Here is an 18,462-nt window from a genome sequence, read left to right as displayed (position 1 = left end):
GAATATTTTTTACGCTTTCTCGCTACACGCAAAGTGAAAAAGCATGCTAAATACGTGATATCACTCCTGATGATTTGCGTAAGGACGACCGTGTTAAAGCCGATTGTTTCCCTTTTACTGTTAGCCAGCGCCACCGTGTGTGCCGCGCAACCTGTGCTGACTGCGGCGCAGTATGCGCAGCAGCTTGGCGTTGGGATGGACGTAGACTGGGCGCGCACCGATCGGGGTATCCGTGAATTCGATCCGCTGGTGGTGCGGGATTACAAGGCGAAAGGGTTAACCCACGTGCGCATTCGCGTGGCGGGAGAGCCCACGGAGGCGCGGCTTATACATCTGCGCAAGCTGGTGGAAGCCTGCGAGCAGTATGGCGTGATCCCGATAATTGCCTATCAGGCTGACGAATATAAAAAAGATCCCAGTATCGGTAACGAAAAAGAGGTGGTTAACTGGTGGGTGGCGGTGGCGCATTACTTTGGTCAAAGCTCGCCGTTGCTGGGTTTCGACCTGATATACGAACCCTCTGATAAGCTCAACCATAATCAGGTATCGCTCAATCGGGTGTATGACAAAACCATTCGTACTGTCCATGCCATCGACCCGCAGCGGATGATTTTTATCGCGCCGCGACTACGCGCCGCGCCGGAAGATTTGCCTGACCTGAAACTGCCGCCGCAAAGTCAGAATACCGTGCTGGCTCAATGGCATATTTTTCCGTGGGGGCCGCTGAAAAATAACGGTAAATATCCGTGGACCTCAGGCACAGCGGCAGAAAAGGCCGCTATTCGAGCTCGTATCAATACCGCCATTCACTGGCAGCAGAAAACGGGTCATGTCAGTTGGGTGGGAGGCTGGTCGCCAGGAGAAACCATCAGGAACGTGCCTTCTGCCTCGCAAATGGCGTTTGCCCGCTTTATGGCGTGCGAACTGAAAAAAGCGAAAATTCCCTATGCTATCAATGCGGATACGCAGTTTTATGATGGCGAGGAAGGTGCCTGGCGTCCGGCGCTGGAGCCGTTACTGACGACGATGATCGCGCCTGAATGCGAAAAGCCCGGCGATAAGCCGGGCCATCATACGCTTAAACCGCCTGCCCCTGATGCGACACGCGTGACGCCAGCGGAAGCCAGCAAACAAAAATCAACAGTCCCATAAGGGTCATCAGCAGGCCCAGACTGGCTTGCCCGGTCTGCGGCAGCATTGCAGAGAACCACGCCAGCACGCCGGAACCAATGTTCTGTAATCCCCCAACCAGCGCACCGGCAGTGCCTGCCAGGAATGGGAAAGGCTCCATTGCGCCACTGGTTGCCAGCGGAAACAGCATCCCGGCACCGAAGAAAAATAGTGCGGCGGGAATCAGCAGCGTCCAGACGTTCATCACGTCAAACAGGCCCGGGATCCACATCATTAAACCGGCTACCAGACAGCAGATAACCGACTGCCACATCAGCGTCGAGAAACGCTTATTCGGGCGACCGGCGAACCAGGCGCCGAAAAATGCCGCCGGGATGGGCAGAATAAACAGGATACTGACCACCATGCTGCTTAAACCGAGCCTTGCGCCCAACAATACCCCGGAGCAGGCCTCGAAGACCGCAACGCCCGCCAGGCCGCCGATCAGCATCAGCACGTAACAGGTGAAAGAACTGTTACCAAACAGCGTTTTATAGCTGGCGATAAGGCGTGGACGCGGTGCGCCCGCAGGACGCGTTTCCGGCATCCAGCGCGCCATGCTAAACGTGACGCCCGCGCACAGAACCAGCAGGAAGATGTAACAGGCGCGCCAGTTCCACAGGGTATCCAGCATGCCGCCAATCAGCGGGGCCAGCAGTGGACTCACCAGAATCCCCATGTTTAACAAACTATTCGCGTGGCGCAGCTGCGTGCCTTCGTACAGATCGCGCGGTAAGGTTCGCGCCATTACACCGCCGACGCCTGTTCCCATGCCCTGGATTGCACTGGCGATAATCAGTACCGTCAGGCTGTGGGTGGTTATCGCGACCAGCGTGGCCAGCATGAAAATAGACATTCCGGTAAGGATCACCGGACGGCGGCCAACGCGATCGGAAAGTGGGCCGTAAAACAGTTGTGACAGGCCGTAGGTCAGCAGGTAGGCGGCCATTACGCTTTGCACCGCTCCTTCGCGAACGTTCAGTTCACGCGCCATATCAGCAATCGCGGGGATATAAATGGTTTGCGCCATCTGACCTACCGCCACCAGTAATACCAACATCAACAACAAATTGACGCTTCTATGCCTTTTCATTTCGCTGATTACTTTTAAAAAAGAGAAAAAATAAGAATAAGGTGCTGTACTTTCCCATAAATGCGCGTGGAATCTACCACAACAGAAAAAGAAGGCCAGATAGTGGGCTGGAATGTTTACGCGATGAACGGCAGGAAATGTAAACAAAAAGCGGCAACAAATGTTGCCGGATTGCATCGGCTTTACGGCGCGATCATGACAAGCGAAGTAAGACAGCGCCTACGGCAATACCGGCGGCCGCGACAAGGCGTATTCCGGCAACCTTTTCTTTCAGCAGCAGCCAGGCGAGCAGAGCGCCAAACAGAATGGAGGTTTCACGTAGCGCTGCGACCACCGCCAACGGAGCCTGGGTCATGGCCCACAGCGCCAGACCGTAAGAACCCATCGTACCAATTCCACCCAGAATACCTTTCTTCCACTGCTGTACCAGATAGCGTGACGCTTCCCGGCGCCGGGCGATCATCGCCCAGCCCAGCAGACAGGAACCGTTCAGAAAGAAGGTCCACAGCGTATAACCGAGCGCGGTTTCTGATAAGCGTACGCCGGTGCCATCAACCAGCGTGTAACCGGCGATAAAGCAGGCGTTAATGAGCGCCAGTACGATCCCGCGTTGTGAGCTGCTGCGTCCGTTAAATGCCATGCCGAGAATGGCCAGACAGATCGTAGCAATCCCCACCCAGGCAAACACAGACAGGCTATCGCCAAGGAACAAGACGCTGATAATCGCAACCAGCAGCGGTGCTGTCCCACGCATCAGAGGATAGGTCTGACTCATATCCGAAACCTGATAGGTTTTGGCGACCAGGACCGTATACACCACTTGCAACGCGGTTGAGACGGCCAAAAACGGCAGGCTGGCGGCGGAAGGCTGAGGCGCGAAGGGTAAGCAGATCAATGCCATAATCGCCGCGGAGCCGCTGACGCCAATCGCCGAGTACAGTTTATCGTTTCCAGCTTTAACAATGGCATTCCAACTGGCATGCAGCAGCGCGGCAAACAGCAAAATGCAGAAAACAGAAAGCGTCATGGTGGCGTTCTTCCCTGAGAATGTCATAAAAACGTAACATATTGGCGCGAGACAAGCACCAGGGAGAAGGTGAAAGGGGAGCGGAGTGTTACCCGCTCCCCTTAGGTGCGACTTGAATCCGAATTACTTAACGTATTTCAGAACGGCATCAAGTAGTTGCAGTGCTGCAACAATGAGTTTGAGGATAAGAATAGCGATATCCACGAGGCTCATACGCTCTCCTTTTGGTACAAGGAGCACGGTGCTGACGTACCTCGCCGCTGCCTGTTGCCAGCACCTTTGTTGACATAACACAGTGTGCTCACACGGGGGTTAAGGCGCTGACGGCACCACCCGTTTCAGCCAGGACTTTGATGCGCCGGTTTACGATGCGGCCCCCGCATAACACATTGCGTACCGAGACATTATAGATAAGTACTGTATAAATTAACAGTATTTTATAGACATTGTGCCATTCATGTTCCATACTCAAAACCATCAAAATTCGTGCCGAAATTGCGTGTTCTTCGCAGAACGCGTATACTTTTTCCGTTGACATAACACAGTGTGTTCGGCGGCTACCAACCGCACAGCGCTGAAAAAAACCTCGCTCCGGCGGGGTTTTTTGTTTTCCGACTCTGCACAGCGAAATGTGATCGTTGACGCATTTTTATGCAGATGAAAAATTTTCCATTGTCACGCTGAAAAACCTGTGTTTGTATAAATCCAGTTAATCAACAAACAGACAGGTCCCTAATGAACCCTTCCATGCTGACTGCGACCCTACTAAAAACTGCGCCATCTCGCGCAGCGGTCGTCGTGCGTGTGGTGGTGGTCGTCGGCAATGCGCCGTAGGGTCCGGATCAACACACGATTCCAAAACCCCGCCGGCGCAAACCGGGCGGGGTTTTTCGTTTAAGAGACCTGCCCGAAGCAAAGGCCCAGAATAAAAGGACTGGAGCATGGCAAGTTCGGGCATAACATCCAAGCGTACGCGTTTTACGGGCGCAGAATTCATCGTTCATTTCATGGAACGCCAGGGGATTCAGGTGGTCACCGGTATTCCTGGCGGATCGATTCTTCCCGTGTATGACGCCTTGAGCCAAAGCACGCAAATCCGTCATATCCTGGCGCGCCACGAGCAGGGCGCGGGGTTTATCGCGCAGGGGATGGCGAGAACCGATGGTAAACCCGCCGTCTGTATGGCCTGCAGCGGACCGGGCGCGACCAACCTGGTGACCGCCATTGCCGACGCGCGGCTGGATTCCATCCCGCTGGTGTGTATCACCGGGCAGGTTCCGGCCTCAATGATCGGGACCGACGCCTTCCAGGAAGTCGATACCTACGGCATCTCTATCCCCATCACCAAGCACAACTATCTGGTCCGCCATATCAGTGAATTACCGCAGGTCATGAGCGATGCGTTCCGCATTGCGCAGTCCGGCCGTCCGGGCCCGGTGTGGATAGACATTCCTAAGGATATTCAAACCGCCGTTTTTGAGATTGAAGAGATGCCGGAGCCCGCGCAGAAAATGGCGGCACCGGCGTTCAGCCAGGACAGCATTCGCGATGCCGCGGCCATGATTAACGCCGCACAGCGTCCGGTGCTGTATCTCGGCGGCGGCGTGATTAACGCGCCTGAGCGGGTTCGTGAACTGGCAGAAAAAGCCATGCTGCCCACCACCATGACCTTAATGGCGCTCGGTATGTTGCCGAAAGCGCATCCGCTGTCGTTAGGCATGTTAGGTATGCACGGCGCGCGCAGCACTAACTTTATTCTGCAAGAAGCGGACTTATTGATTGTTCTGGGCGCGCGTTTTGATGACCGGGCGATTGGTAAAACCGAGCAGTTCTGTCCGAACGCCAAAATCATCCATGTGGATATCGACCGCGCGGAACTGGGTAAAATCAAACAGCCGCACGTGGCAATTCAGGCGGATGTCGATGAGGTTCTGGCGCAACTGATCCCATTAATTGACGCGCAGCCGCGAGAGTCGTGGCATCAAATGGTGGCCGATTTACAACGCGAATTCCCCTGCAGCATTCCGCAGGAAAGCGACCCGCTCAGCCACTATGGGCTGATCAACGCCGTAGCGGCCTGCGTGGATGACAATGCCATTATCACCACCGACGTAGGCCAGCATCAGATGTGGGCCGCACAGGCTTACCCGCTGAACCGTCCGCGTCAGTGGCTGACCTCCGGCGGTCTGGGAACCATGGGCTTTGGCCTGCCGGCGGCAATTGGCGCAGCGCTGGTCAACCCGGACAAAAAGGTGCTGTGCTTCTCCGGCGACGGTAGCCTGATGATGAATATTCAGGAAATGGCAACGGCCAGCGAAAATCAGCTGGATATTAAAATCATCCTGATGAATAACGAAGCGTTGGGTCTGGTGTATCAGCAGCAGAGTTTGTTCTATAAGCAGGGCGTTTTTGCGGCGACATATCCGGGGATGATTAACTTTATGCAGATAGCCGCCGGGTTTGGCCTCGAAACCTGCGATTTGAATAACGAAGCGGATCCACAGGCAGCGTTGCAGGAGATTATTAATCGCCCTGGACCTGCGCTGATCCACGTGCGCATCGATGCCGAAGAAAAAGTGTACCCGATGGTGCCGCCGGGTGCGGCAAACACAGAAATGGTGGGGGAATAAGCCATGCAACAGCAGACTCATGACAACGTAATCCTGGAACTCACCGTACGCAACCATCCGGGCGTAATGACCCACGTCTGCGGGCTGTTTGCCCGCCGCGCGTTCAACGTGGAAGGCATTCTCTGTCTACCGATTCAGGACAGCGACAAGAGCCGCATCTGGCTACTGGTCAACGACGATCAGCGTCTTGAGCAGATGATAAGCCAGATCGACAAGCTGGAAGATGTGGTGAAAGTGGCCCGCAACCAGTCCGACCCGTCGATGTTTAACAAAATCACGGTTTTCTTTGAGTGAGTTAGTCGCCGTCTGAATCCGGAGTGATGACTTTGACAGAACCGTTCCGGCAGTGGGTTGCGTAATCTGCCGGCAACGGGCGATCGCTTATCAGTACGTCAAAAGTAGATAGCGGGCCAATGCTGGCGGGGGCAACCTCATCAAACAGGGCGTGGCGCGTCAGCAGAATTTTGCGCAATCCGCGTTCCATCGCTTTGCGTTTGGTGGCCAGATCGTCCGGATTGAACCAGCTAACGCCGAAATGCTCATGGACTCCGCTGGCAGAGATAAACACTTTTCGTGGGTTGAGCGCATCCAGCGGAGAGGGATTGCTGGTGTCGTAAAAGGCATCACTTTTCGCCCGATAGGTGCCCCCGCAAAGAATCACCGTGGCGTTGGGTTTTTCATTTAGCGCCACGAATACCCGGTGTGAGTAGCAAATTCCGGTAAAGGTAATATCGTCCGGGATCATGCTGACGACTAATGGCATTTCCGATCCATTATCAAAAAAGACCAGATCGTTTTCACTGACCAGTCCCGCGGCCAGAATGGCAACCGGTAAATCGTCGCGATGATACTGCTTTTGCACGGGGAGCGGAGCGTTAACGAGGGTGGCGGGCTTGTTCACCATCACGATGTAACCACCGAGTAGCGTAAGCGGCAATGGTTCGTCATCCTGGCTGAGATCCCGACGGATGGTCATCACGGAAACCTCCAGCATGCGCGCCGCCTCTTTCAGATGGATTCTGTCGGTCTTCTTCAACAATTCCATCAGACGTCGAATACGTTCTTTTTGCTTGGTTTCCATGCACACTCTCCACGAATCATGTTTTCATGTTCCTTCAGTAACATTTATGTGTTTCTGGGAACATGATATTGCTGCATTACTATACGTCTGACCATTGGGAAATAAAAGCGTGTTTTTACACGTTTTATTGATTATAAGCAGCGAGTTTTCAGTCAATTGTAAGCAAGTTAATCATTTTGAGTGTGATAGAGATGCAACATTTAGCATAATAAATAAACAATAAAATGATCCTCCAATCGCGATCCTAGTCACAAATGATACGGAAGTAACATGATAATGTTATTTTAATATCATTGTTGTGTGATTGTTTCTGAGAGGTAGTAAAATGGATATCGCGGTTATTGGCTCCAACATGGTGGATCTCATCACCTACATCAACCAGATGCCCAAAGAAGGGGAAACGCTGGAAGCACCCGCCTTTAAAATTGGTTGTGGCGGTAAAGGGGCAAATCAGGCCGTTGCGGCTGCTAAGCTCAACTCCAAAGTGCTGATGCTGACGAAAGTCGGTGATGATATTTTTGCGGATAACACCATTCGTAATCTCGAATCCTGGGGGATTAATACGACCTATGTCGAAAAGGTACCCTGCACCAGCAGCGGCGTTGCACCGATCTTTGTTAATGCAAACTCCAGCAACAGCATTCTGATTATTAAAGGTGCCAACAAGTTTCTCTCCCCGGAAGATATCGATCGCGCGGCGGAAGATCTGAAAAAGTGTCAACTTATTGTCCTGCAGCTGGAAGTACAGTTGGAAACGGTTTATCACGCGATTGAATTCGGTAAAAAACACGGTATTGAAGTGTTATTAAATCCCGCCCCTGCATTACGGGAATTAGATATGTCTTATGCCTGTAAATGCGATTTCTTCGTGCCAAATGAAACCGAGCTCGAAATATTAACCGGTATGCCGGTGGATACCTATGACCATATTCGCGCCGCGGCACGTTCTTTGGTCGATAAAGGTCTGAACAATATTATCGTCACCATGGGGGAGAAAGGCGCTCTGTGGATGACGCGTGACCAGGAAGTCCATGTCCCGGCGTTTAAAGTGAACGCTGTCGATACCAGTGGCGCAGGTGACGCTTTCATCGGTTGTTTTGCCCACTATTACGTTCAAAGCGGTGATGTCGAAGCCGCCATGAAAAAAGCCGCTCTCTTCGCTGCATTCAGCGTTACCGGGAAAGGCACTCAATCATCTTATCCAAGCATCGAACAATTTAATGAGTTTCTTACCTTAAACGAATAATACTCCTGCATTGTAAAAGGTAGCACTATGAACGATAAAAACATCATTCAGATGCCCGACGGCTATCTGAATAAGACGCCTCTGTTCCAGTTTATTTTGTTATCCTGTTTATTCCCTTTATGGGGATGCGCAGCCGCATTAAATGATATTCTGATTACGCAATTCAAAAGCGTATTTTCACTCAGCAACTTTGCTTCGGCATTAGTTCAGAGTGCCTTTTATGGCGGTTATTTTTTAATTGCGATTCCAGCATCTTTGGTGATTAAAAAGACCAGTTATAAAATCGCCATCTTAATGGGACTGACCCTTTATATTGTTGGCTGTACGCTCTTTTTCCCGGCATCGCACATGGCCACCTACACCATGTTCCTCGCGGCAATTTTTGCGATTGCGATTGGCCTGAGCTTCCTGGAAACTGCAGCCAACACCTACAGCTCCATGATTGGCCCAAAAGCGTATGCCACCCTGCGCCTGAACATCAGCCAGACCTTTTACCCCATTGGTGCAGCCGCCGGTATTCTGCTGGGTAAATATCTGGTCTTCTCTGAAGGCGAGAGTCTGGAAAAACAGATGGCTGGGATGAACGCGGAGCAGATCCACAACTTTAAAGTGTTGATGCTGGAAAATACCCTTGAGCCTTACAAGTACATGATTATGGTGCTGGTTGTGGTGATGGTGTTGTTCCTGCTGACCCGCTTCCCGACCTGTAAAGTCGCGCAAACGGCGAGTCATAAACGTCCGTCAGCGATGGATACGCTGCGTTATCTGGCCAGCAATGCCCGTTTCCGCCGTGGGATTGTGGCGCAGTTCCTGTACGTGGGGATGCAGGTCGCGGTGTGGTCATTTACCATCCGTCTGGCGCTGGAATTGGGTGATATCAACGAGCGCGACGCCTCAACCTTCATGGTCTATAGCTTTGCCTGCTTCTTTATCGGCAAGTTTATCGCCAACATCTTGATGACACGCTTCAATCCGGAAAAAGTGCTGATCCTCTACTCCATCATTGGCGCACTGTTTCTGGTCTATGTTGCGCTGGCGCCAAGCTTCAGCGCCGTGTACGTTGCCGTACTGGTGAGCGTCCTGTTTGGACCCTGCTGGGCGACAATCTATGCCGGTACGCTGGATACCGTGGATAACGAACATACTGAAATGGCGGGAGCAGTCATTGTCATGGCGATTGTTGGTGCAGCGGTGGTTCCGGCAATTCAGGGCTATGTGGCCGATATGTTCCACTCGCTACAACTCTCGTTCCTGGTCTCCATGTTGTGCTTCGTGTACGTCGGTATCTACTTCTGGCGTGAAAGCAAAGTGCGCAATAACCTGGCTGAAGCGACTGTTTCCTGAGGAGAGCGATCATGACAACACGTATCACGCTGTGGCGGGAACTCTTTGCAGAGCATCCGCGAATCTTACTGAAGAATAGCGACTTCACGGTTACCGCATTTCGTTACGCCAGCGGTGTGGAAGGGCTGAAGGTAGAAAACAGTCGTGGACATCTGGTTATTCTGCCCTGGATGGGGCAGATGATCTGGGATGCTCAGTTTGACGGGCATGAACTGACCATGCGCAACATGTTCAGTCAGCCGAAACCGGCTGCGGAAGTGGTAGCAACATACGGCTGCTTTGCTTTCCACTCGGGTATATTGGCTAATGGCTGCCCTTCGCCGGAAGATTCTCACCCGTTGCATGGCGAAATGGCCTGTGCCGCGATGGATGAGGCCTGGCTGGAGCTGGAGGGAGAGAATTTGCGCGTGAGTGGACGCTACGAGTATGTGATGGGATTCGGTCATCATTATCAGGCGCATCCTGCGGTGATTATGCGCAAAGCGAGTGCGCTGTTTGATATTCAGATGGCGGTCACCAACCTCGCCTCAGTGGCAATGCCTTTACAGTATATGTGCCATATGAACTATGCCTACGTACCGGAAGCGACCTTCAGCCAGAATATCCCGGATGAAGCCATGAAGTTGCGTGAGTCGGTACCCGCGCATGTTAAGCCTACCGAGCAGTGGCTGGCGTTTAATCAGCGGATCATCCAGGGCGAGACCTCGCTGGGGCGCCTCAACGAGCCCGATTTTTACGATCCGGAAATCGTTTTCTTCGCTGACCAACTGGACCGATACACGGATAATCCTGAATTTCGCATGATCGCACCTGATGGCACCACGTTCGTGACGCGTTTCTCCAGCGCGGAGCTGAATTATGTCACCCGTTGGATCCTCTATAACGGCGATCAACAGGTGGCAGCCTTCGCCCTACCTGCGACCTGTCGCCCTGAAGGCTTCCTGGCGGCACAGCGAAAAGGCACGTTGATTCAGCTAGAACCGCAGCACACCCGCACATTTACCGTCACAACTGGCATCGCCTGATCGCTCAAGGCTTAAACAGCAGCGCGTCGGAACACAAAATCCTTCAAGCTGCATAAGGCGGCAAGTCTGCTCACCTCAGAAGCTTACTCAAGTCAGTGACTGGGGTGAGCAGACCAAGCCAATGCAGAGGCTGCTTGAAGGATAAAGTGTATATCGTTAAGGTAAGCACGTTTTTTATCCCCCAGGACAGAACCCATGATCACCGTTGCCCTTATCGACGACCACACTATCGTCCGCTCCGGCTTTGCCCAGTTGCTGGGGCTGGAACCTGATTTGCAGGTTGTGGCTGAGTTCGGCTCAGGCAGCGAGGCGCTGGCGGGATTACCGGGACGTGGCGTGCAGGTATGTATCTGTGATATCTCGATGCCTGATATCTCCGGTCTTGAACTGTTAAGCCAGTTGCCAAAAGGGATGGCGATTATCATGCTCTCCGTCCACGACAGCCCCGCGCTGGTGGAGCAGGCGCTCAACGCGGGCGCGCGTGGTTTCCTTTCTAAACGCTGTAGCCCTGATGAGCTGATCGCGGCGGTGCATACCGTGGCGACCGGCGGCTGCTATTTGACGCCGGATATCGCCGTCAAACTGGCGGCTGGTCGTCAGGATCCGCTGACCAAACGCGAACGTCAGGTGGCGGAGAAACTGGCGCAAGGCATGGCGGTTAAAGAGATTGCCGCCGAACTGGGCCTGTCGCCGAAAACGGTGCACGTGCATCGCGCTAACCTGATGGAAAAACTGGGCGTTAGCAACGATGTCGAACTGGCCCGCCGGATGTTTGACGGCTGGCAATGAACACGCTCTGTTCCCGGTTCATCACCGTTGTTGCCTGCTTCTTTATCTTCTCTGCCGCGTGGTTCTGCTTGTGGAGTATCAGCCTGCACCTGGTTGAGCGCCCGGAGTTGGCGGTACTGCTGTTTCCGTTTGGCCTGCGTCTGGGGCTGATGCTGCAATGTCCACGCGGCTACTGGCCGGTGCTGCTGGGTGCGGAATGGCTGCTTCTTTTCTGGCTGGCGCAGGAAGTGGCGCTGGCTCACTTGCTACTTTTGATGATTGGGAGCTTCCTCACGTTACTCCCGGTGATGCTGATTTCGCGCTACCGCCATCAGCGCGACTGGCGCACGCTGCTGTTGCAGGGCGCGGCGCTGACGGCGGCGGCGTTGCTGCAATCGCTGCCCTGGCTTGGGCAAGGCGAAGAGGCGTGGAATGCCCTACTGCTGACGCTCACTGGTGGATTAACGCTGGCTCCGATCTGTCTGGTTTTCTGGCACTATCTTACCAGCACCACCTGGTTGCCGCTGGGCCCGGCGGTGGTGTCTCAGCCGGTGAACTGGCGCGGGCGGCATCTGGTCTGGTATCTGCTGCTGTTTAGCGTCAGCCTGTGGTTGCAGCTTGGCCTGCCCGATGAACTGTCGCGCTTCACGCCGTTTTGCCTCGCACTGCCGATCATTGCGCTCGCCTGGCACTACGGCTGGCAGGGGGCGCTGATTGCCACGTTAATGAACGCCATTGCGCTGATTGCCAGCCAGACCTGGCACGATCATCCCGTTGACCTGTTGCTCTCCCTGCTGGTGCAAAGCCTGACCGGGCTGCTGCTCGGCGCGGGGATCCAGCGTCTGCGCGAGCTTAACCAGTCGCTGCAAAACGAATTAGCGCGCAACCACCGTCTGGCTGAACGCCTGCTGGAGACCGAAGAGAGTGTGCGCCGGGATGTGGCGCGCGAACTGCACGATGATATCGGTCAGACCATCACCGCCATTCGCACCCAGGCGGGCATTGTCCAGCGGCTGGCGCCGGAAAACGCAGGGGTGAAGCGCAGCGGGGCGCATATCGAACAACTTTCTCTTGGCGTATACGATTCTGTGCGTCGTCTGTTGGGTCGTCTGCGTCCGCGCCAGTTGGATGATCTCACGCTGGAACAAGCGATCCGCTCATTGATGCGTGAAATGGAGCTGGAAAGCCGCGGCATCGTCAGCCACCTTGACTGGCGAATTGACGAATCTGCACTCAGCGAAAGTCAGCGGGTGACGCTGTTTCGCGTTTGTCAGGAAGGGCTGAACAACATCGTTAAGCACGCCAACGCCAGCGCGGTGACGCTTCAGGGCTGGCAGCAGGATGAACGGCTGATGCTGGTGATTGAGGACGACGGCAGCGGCCTGCCGCCGGGGTCGAATCAGCAGGGATTTGGCCTCACCGGGATGCGTGAACGTATTACCGCCCTCGGGGGATCGCTCTCGATTTCCTGTACGCACGGCACGCGGGTCAGCGTGTCGTTACCCCAGCGTTATGTGTAAGGAGCGATCATGTTTTCGTTTTTAAAAGCCCCAGTCAGCGCGCCGCTCATCACCGATAAGCGTGAAGTGGATGCCCTCTACCGCTACTGGCGGCGACATATTCTGACCACTATCTGGCTCGGCTACGCGCTGTTCTATTTCACACGCAAGAGCTTCAACGCCGCCGTACCGGATATCCTCACCAGCGGCGTGCTGACCCGCAGCGACATTGGTCTGCTGGCGACGCTGTTTTACATCACCTACGGCCTGTCGAAGTTTGTTTCCGGTATCGTCAGTGACCGTTCCAACGCCCGCTATTTTATGGGGTTTGGGCTTATCGCCACCGGCGTGGTGAACATTCTGTTTGGCTTCTCCACCTCGCTCTGGGCTTTTGCGGTGCTCTGGGCGCTGAACGCCTTTTTCCAGGGCTGGGGGTCGCCGGTCTGCGCGCGTTTATTGACCGCGTGGTATTCGCGTACCGAACGCGGCGGCTGGTGGGCGCTGTGGAATACTGCGCACAATGTTGGCGGGGCGCTGATCCCTATCGTGATGGCGGCGACGGCGCTGCACTACGGCTGGCGTGCCGGGATGATGATCGCTGGGCTGTTGGCGATTGTGGTGGGGATTTTTCTCTGCTGGCGGCTGCGCGACAGGCCGCAGGCGATTGGTCTGCCGCCGATTGGCGACTGGCGGCATGATGAGCTGGAAATCGCCCAGCAGCAGGAAGGCGCAGGGCTGAGTCGTAAAGAGATTCTCACCCGCTATGTATTGCTGAATCCCTATATCTGGCTGCTGTCGCTGTGTTACGTGCTGGTGTACGTCGTCCGCGCCGCCATCAACGACTGGGGCAATCTGTATATGTCGGAGACGCTCGGCGTGGATCTGGTGACCGCCAATACCGCCGTGACCATGTTCGAATTGGGCGGATTTATCGGCGCGCTGGTCGCAGGCTGGGGCTCGGACAAACTGTTTAACGGCAACCGCGGTCCAATGAACCTGATTTTTGCTGCCGGAATTTTGCTCTCCGTGGGCTCGTTGTGGCTGATGCCGTTCGCCAGTTACGTGATGCAGGCGGCGTGCTTCTTCACCACCGGATTCTTCGTCTTCGGCCCGCAAATGCTGATCGGCATGGCGGCGGCAGAGTGCTCGCACAAAGAGGCAGCGGGCGCGGCAACCGGATTTGTCGGGCTGTTTGCCTATCTGGGGGCATCGCTTTCCGGCTGGCCGCTGGCGAAGGTGATGGAGGTCTGGCACTGGACTGGATTCTTTGTGGTGATCGCCATTGCGGCGGGGATATCCGCGCTGCTGCTGCTGCCGTTTTTGAACGCCCAGGCTCCACGCGAACTCAACGAAGCGTGATGCACCTCACCTTTTTGCCCCGAGTAGGGTAAAACTAAGAAATTTTCCCGGTTTCACCTGGACGCTGTCTCAGGCGCGTCCCCCGGCTGATTTTTACAATGCCTGCCATTCGCAGGTATAAAAATTAGCTCGGGAGTGTCAAATGCTGGCCTTTCTAAACCAGGTACGCAAGCCGACCCTGGATCTGCCGCTCGATGTGCGGCGCAAAATGTGGTTCAAACCGTTCATGCAGTCCTATCTGGTAGTCTTTATTGGCTACCTGACCATGTATCTGATCCGCAAAAACTTCAACATCGCGCAGAACGACATGATCTCCACCTACGGGCTGAGCATGACGCAGCTGGGGATGATTGGCCTGGGCTTCTCCATCACCTACGGTGTGGGTAAAACGCTGGTTTCCTACTACGCAGACGGCAAAAATACCAAGCAGTTCCTGCCGTTTATGCTGATCCTCTCCGCCATCTGTATGCTCGGCTTCAGCGCCAGCATGGGAGCGGGTTCAACCAGCCTGTTCCTGATGATCGCCTTCTACGCGCTGAGCGGTTTTTTCCAGAGTACTGGCGGCTCGTGTAGCTATTCCACCATCACCAAATGGACGCCGCGTCGCAAGCGGGGTTCTTACCTCGGTATGTGGAATATCTCCCATAACCTCGGTGGTGCGGGTGCGGCTGGCGTGGCGCTGTTTGGCGCCAACTATCTGTTCGACGGTCACGTCATTGGTATGTTTATCTTCCCGTCAATTATCGCCCTGATTGTCGGCTTTATCGGCCTGCGCTACGGCAGCGACTCCCCGGAGTCTTATGGCCTCGGTAAAGCTGAAGAGCTGTTCGGCGAGGAGATAAGCGAAGAGGACAAAGAGACTGAAGAAAATGAGATGACCAAATGGCAGATCTTTGTTGAGTACGTGCTGAAAAACAAAGTGATCTGGCTGCTGTGCTTCTCCAACATTTTCCTGTACGTGGTGCGCATCGGTATCGACCAGTGGTCCACTGTCTACGCTTTCCAGGAGCTGAAGCTCTCCAAAGAAGTGGCGATTCAGGGTTTTACCCTGTTTGAAGTGGGCGCGTTGGTCGGCACGTTACTGTGGGGTTGGCTTTCTGACCTGGCTAACGGTCGTCGTGCGCTGGTAGCCTGCGTGGCGCTGGCGTTGATTATCGCAACTCTGGGCGTTTATCAGCACGCCAGCAACCAGTATGTCTATCTGGCTTCGCTGTTTGCGCTGGGCTTCCTGGTGTTCGGTCCTCAGCTGTTAATCGGCGTTGCAGCCGTCGGATTCGTACCGAAAAAAGCGATCGGCGCAGCCGATGGGATTAAAGGCACCTTCGCATATCTGATTGGTGACAGCTTCGCCAAGCTGGGTCTGGGGATGATTGCCGACGGCACGCCGATTTTTGGTCTGACCGGCTGGGCGGGCACGTTCGCCGCGCTGGATACCGCCGCCATCGGTTGTATCTGCCTGATGGCCATCGTGGCCGTGTTTGAAGAACGTAAAATTCGCCGCGAGAAAAAAATTCAACAATTGAAAGTCGCTTAAGTTAAGTGTGCATTGGTAACTTTTGCCCGCCTGGATGGCGGGCTTTTTTATGTCGCGGATCCATCCTGGATCGTGTTGATACGTTCAGTCGTCGACAGAGAGGAATTTGCCGTTATGATGGGCATCCTGTCTGGTAATGGATGTGCGCATGATTTGGATAATGCTGGCCACATTGGTCGTTGTTTTTGTAGTGGGTTTTCGGGTGTTGACGTCCGGATCTCGACGGGCAATTCGCCGTCTGAGCGAGCGAGTGAATATTGATGTTGTGCCGGTAGAGTCGATGATCGATCAGATGGGAAAAGTACAGGGTGAGGCCTTTTTACAGTACCTCCACCGCCCAGATGAATCACATCTGCAAAATGCTGCCCAGGTGTTGTTGATCTGGCAAATCGTTATTGTCGACGGCAGTGAGTCGAATCTGCTGCAATGGCACCGTTGGCTGCAAAAAGCCCGATTGGCCACGCCGATTACTGACGCACAGGTGCGTCTGGCGCTCGGTTTTCTGCGCGAGATAGAGCCGGATATGCAGGAGTTTAATGCGTTTCAGATGCGCTATAACGCCTTTTTCCAGCCCGAAGATGGCGTGCACTGGCTGCACTGACAGTCATGCCTGTTGGCGAATTAATTGTGCAAATATAAATTGATTTAATAGCTAATGGGCTATAATTTACCTATAGCTTATTAGCTATGAGGGATCGTTGATGTGGGAAGTGGAAACAACGGATGTTTTCGATAAATGGTTTGACGTACAGACCGAGGCGCTCAAGGAAGATATGCTCGCAGCGATGATGATTTTATCCGAGTATGGTCCTCAGTTAGGCAGGCCGTTTGCTGATACGGTAAATGCTTCTGCTTTTTCAAATATGAAAGAGTTGCGAGTGCAGCATCAGGGCAACCCGATTCGGGCGTTCTTCGTGTTTGATCCTTCTCGCCATGGCATCGTGTTATGCGCTGGCGACAAAACAGGGTTAAACGAGAAGAAATTCTATAAAGAGATGATCAGGCTTGCTGACGCTGAATACCGAAATCACCTTAATAAGTAAGGAAAATTATGGCGACGCTTAAAGAATTGATGGCGAAACAAAGCCCGGAAAGCCAAGAGCGCATTGCTGAAAAAGTAGAAGTGCTACGTCAGGTGATTGCGTTAAATATGTTACGGGAAGAACTGAATCTCTCTCAGGCGGAACTTGCCTCGGCAATGGGCGTTAAGCAGCCAACAATCGCAAAAATGGAACAGGCGGATAACGATCCTCGTCTGTCGACGCTTAAGCGTTATGTCACAGCGTTAGGTGGCGAACTGAGCATTGATGTTAAGTTACCGACAGGTAAAAGAGTCGCGTTTCATCTTTAAAAATCCGTGTGGCCTGGATTTTGTGTTAGATGAAAGTAGTTGCCAAAACGTTAAATGCGTCACAAATTTAATGTTACACTGCGTAACTTTTCTGCAATAACCCCACGCAGGTAACAAAATGAGTGAAGCTGTTGAACAAAAATCCCGCGCTGAGGCAAATGCCCGACCGAACTGGTCGGCGGTATTCGCCGTGGCGTTCTGCGTTGCCTGCCTGATAACCGTTGAGTTTCTGCCCGTTAGCCTGTTAACGCCGATGGCGCAGGATCTGGGGATTTCTGAAGGTGTTGCCGGACAATCGGTGACTGTGACGGCATTTGTTGCCATGTTCGCCAGCCTGTTTGTGACGCAAATTATCCAGGCGACCGATCGTCGCTACGTGGTGATCGTGTTTTCGGTGCTGCTGACGCTCTCCTGCCTGCTGGTTTCCTTTGCCAACTCTTTTTCACTGCTGCTCATTGGCCGCGCCTGCCTCGGTCTGGCGCTTGGCGGATTCTGGGCGATGTCGGCGTCGCTGACCATGCGTCTGGTTCCCGCCCGTACGGTACCGAAAGCGCTGTCGGTGATTTTTGGCGCGGTCTCTGTCGCGCTGGTGATTGCCGCGCCGCTGGGGAGTTTTTTGGGCGGTATTATCGGCTGGCGCAACGTGTTTAATGCGGCGGCGGTAATGGGCGTGCTGTGCACGATTTGGGTGGTGAGAGCGCTGCCGTCGTTGCCAGGTGAACCTTCGCATCAGAAACAAAATATGTTCATCCTGCTGCAGCGCCCGGGGGTGATGGCCGGGATGATTGCCATCTTTATGTCCTTTGCCGGACAGTTCGCCTTCTTTACCTATATTCGCCCGATCTATATGAATCTGGCAGGCTTTGAAGTTGATGGCCTGACGTTGGTGCTGCTGAGTTTTGGTATCGCCAGCTTTGTCGGGACGTCGCTCTCCTCGGTAGTTCTGAAGCGCTCGGTCAAACTGGCCTTAGCCGGTGCGCCGCTGGTGCTGGCGCTTAGCGCGCTGGTCCTGATCCTGTGGGGTAGCGACAAAGTTGTGGCGGCAGGTATTGCGATTATCTGGGGCCTGGCGTTTGCGTTGGTTCCGGTCGGCTGGTCGACGTGGATCACCCGATCGCTTGCCGATCAGGCAGAAAAAGCCGGATCCGTCCAGGTCGCCGTGATCCAGTTTGCCAATACCTGCGGGGCTGCGGTGGGAGGCTATGCGCTCGATAACCTCGGACTGCTTTCGCCTCTGATGCTTTCCGGCAGCCTGATGCTGCTGACGGCGCTTCTGGTCACGATGAAGGTCAGAATACAGTGAGATTGTTGCCTGATGGCGCGCAGCTTTCAGGC

At 54.1% G+C, this 18,462-nt stretch carries 19 protein-coding genes; 15 read left to right on the top strand and 4 right to left on the bottom strand.

The genetic code is table 11. The features are described 5' to 3' along the window. The first annotated feature begins 69 nt into the window (after nt 1-69). On the top strand, nt 70-1,152 hold the full coding sequence (locus tag ABIE10_RS19400; RefSeq protein WP_429156727.1) for a cellulase family glycosylhydrolase: 1,083 nt from the start codon (nt 70-72) through the stop codon (nt 1,150-1,152). Here the strand turns inward: ABIE10_RS19400 and emrD are convergent. From emrD to tisB, 3 genes are all read right to left on the bottom strand, one after another. Next, nucleotides 1,079-2,263, bottom strand: coding sequence for a multidrug efflux MFS transporter EmrD (gene emrD, locus ABIE10_RS19395; RefSeq protein ID WP_016157807.1), 1,185 nt, complete (start codon nt 2,261-2,263; stop codon nt 1,079-1,081). The genes ABIE10_RS19400 and emrD overlap by 74 nt on opposite strands. A 193-nt stretch (nt 2,264-2,456) precedes the next feature. Next, complete coding sequence (locus ABIE10_RS19390; protein ID WP_016157806.1) at nt 2,457-3,290, bottom strand: DMT family transporter; 834 nt, start codon at nt 3,288-3,290, stop codon at nt 2,457-2,459. 123 nt (nt 3,291-3,413) lie between these two features. Next, complete coding sequence (gene tisB / locus ABIE10_RS19385; protein ID WP_003023909.1) at nt 3,414-3,503, bottom strand: type I toxin-antitoxin system toxin TisB; 90 nt, start codon at nt 3,501-3,503, stop codon at nt 3,414-3,416. Nucleotides 3,504-4,025: 522 nt separating this feature from the next. Between tisB and ivbL the strand changes: the two genes are divergently transcribed. From ivbL to ilvN, 3 genes are all read left to right on the top strand, one after another. Further along, nucleotides 4,026-4,124, top strand: coding sequence for an ilvB operon leader peptide IvbL (gene ivbL, locus ABIE10_RS19380; protein WP_003827118.1), 99 nt, complete (start codon nt 4,026-4,028; stop codon nt 4,122-4,124). Between the two features lie 107 nt (nt 4,125-4,231). After that, nucleotides 4,232-5,920, top strand: a complete 1,689-nt coding sequence (ilvB, locus tag ABIE10_RS19375) for an acetolactate synthase large subunit (protein WP_016155049.1) — start codon at nt 4,232-4,234, stop codon at nt 5,918-5,920. A gap of 3 nt (nt 5,921-5,923) precedes the next feature. Further along, nucleotides 5,924-6,214, top strand: a complete 291-nt coding sequence (gene ilvN, locus ABIE10_RS19370) for an acetolactate synthase small subunit (RefSeq protein WP_003023914.1) — start codon at nt 5,924-5,926, stop codon at nt 6,212-6,214. A 1-nt stretch (nt 6,215) separates the two neighbouring features. Here the strand turns inward: ilvN and ABIE10_RS19365 are convergent, their stop codons facing one another. Then, nucleotides 6,216-7,001: a DeoR family transcriptional regulator gene (locus tag ABIE10_RS19365; protein WP_429156721.1), complete on the bottom strand. Its 786-nt coding sequence runs from the start codon at nt 6,999-7,001 to the stop codon at nt 6,216-6,218. A gap of 325 nt (nt 7,002-7,326) precedes the next feature. On the opposite strand from ABIE10_RS19365, the gene rbsK reads away from it, so the two are divergent. From rbsK to nepI, 11 genes are all read left to right on the top strand, one after another. After that, a complete protein-coding gene (rbsK, locus tag ABIE10_RS19360) occupies nt 7,327-8,247 on the top strand; it encodes a ribokinase (protein ID WP_003827124.1) in 921 nt (306 codons plus the stop codon). A gap of 27 nt (nt 8,248-8,274) precedes the next feature. After that, complete coding sequence (gene fucP, locus ABIE10_RS19355) at nt 8,275-9,591, top strand: L-fucose:H+ symporter permease (RefSeq protein WP_003023919.1); 1,317 nt, start codon at nt 8,275-8,277, stop codon at nt 9,589-9,591. Nucleotides 9,592-9,602: 11 nt separating this feature from the next. Then, nucleotides 9,603-10,616: an aldose 1-epimerase family protein gene (locus ABIE10_RS19350; protein WP_216404037.1), complete on the top strand. Its 1,014-nt coding sequence runs from the start codon at nt 9,603-9,605 to the stop codon at nt 10,614-10,616. 195 nt (nt 10,617-10,811) lie between these two features. Beyond that, nucleotides 10,812-11,405: a transcriptional regulator UhpA gene (uhpA, locus tag ABIE10_RS19345; protein ID WP_016155044.1), complete on the top strand. Its 594-nt coding sequence runs from the start codon at nt 10,812-10,814 to the stop codon at nt 11,403-11,405. Then, entirely contained in the window at nt 11,402-12,904 is a 1,503-nt protein-coding gene (gene uhpB / locus ABIE10_RS19340) for a signal transduction histidine-protein kinase/phosphatase UhpB (RefSeq protein ID WP_016155043.1), read from the top strand. Before uhpA ends, uhpB begins: the two co-directional genes overlap by 4 nt. Nucleotides 12,905-12,913: 9 nt before the next feature. Continuing rightward, nucleotides 12,914-14,242, top strand: coding sequence for an MFS transporter (locus ABIE10_RS19335; protein ID WP_016155042.1), 1,329 nt, complete (start codon nt 12,914-12,916; stop codon nt 14,240-14,242). A 142-nt stretch (nt 14,243-14,384) separates the two neighbouring features. Beyond that, a complete protein-coding gene (gene uhpT, locus ABIE10_RS19330) occupies nt 14,385-15,776 on the top strand; it encodes a hexose-6-phosphate:phosphate antiporter (RefSeq protein WP_003023929.1) in 1,392 nt (463 codons plus the stop codon). Nucleotides 15,777-15,924: 148 nt separating this feature from the next. After that, nucleotides 15,925-16,377 carry a DUF1198 family protein gene (locus ABIE10_RS19325; RefSeq protein ID WP_429156712.1) on the top strand — a complete coding sequence of 151 codons (453 nt, stop codon included), beginning with the start codon at nt 15,925-15,927 and terminating at the stop codon, nt 16,375-16,377. Nucleotides 16,378-16,477: 100 nt separating this feature from the next. Continuing rightward, the gene (locus ABIE10_RS19320) at nt 16,478-16,819 is read left to right on the top strand and encodes a type II toxin-antitoxin system RelE/ParE family toxin (RefSeq protein ID WP_016157800.1); all 342 of its coding nucleotides are present in this window, start codon (nt 16,478-16,480) and stop codon (nt 16,817-16,819) included. A gap of 8 nt (nt 16,820-16,827) precedes the next feature. Next, nucleotides 16,828-17,127, top strand: a complete 300-nt coding sequence (locus ABIE10_RS19315) for a helix-turn-helix domain-containing protein (RefSeq protein ID WP_016157799.1) — start codon at nt 16,828-16,830, stop codon at nt 17,125-17,127. Between the two features lie 118 nt (nt 17,128-17,245). After that, complete coding sequence (gene nepI, locus ABIE10_RS19310) at nt 17,246-18,430, top strand: purine ribonucleoside efflux pump NepI (RefSeq protein ID WP_429156708.1); 1,185 nt, start codon at nt 17,246-17,248, stop codon at nt 18,428-18,430. Nucleotides 18,431-18,462 lie beyond the last annotated feature (32 nt).

This window comes from Citrobacter sp. 506 (assembly GCF_050434985.1).
In the GTDB taxonomy this organism is placed as follows: domain Bacteria; phylum Pseudomonadota; class Gammaproteobacteria; order Enterobacterales; family Enterobacteriaceae; genus Citrobacter; species Citrobacter braakii.
The sequence above is the reverse complement of the archived record's forward strand: the minus strand, read 5'-3'. Positions and strand labels throughout refer to the sequence as shown.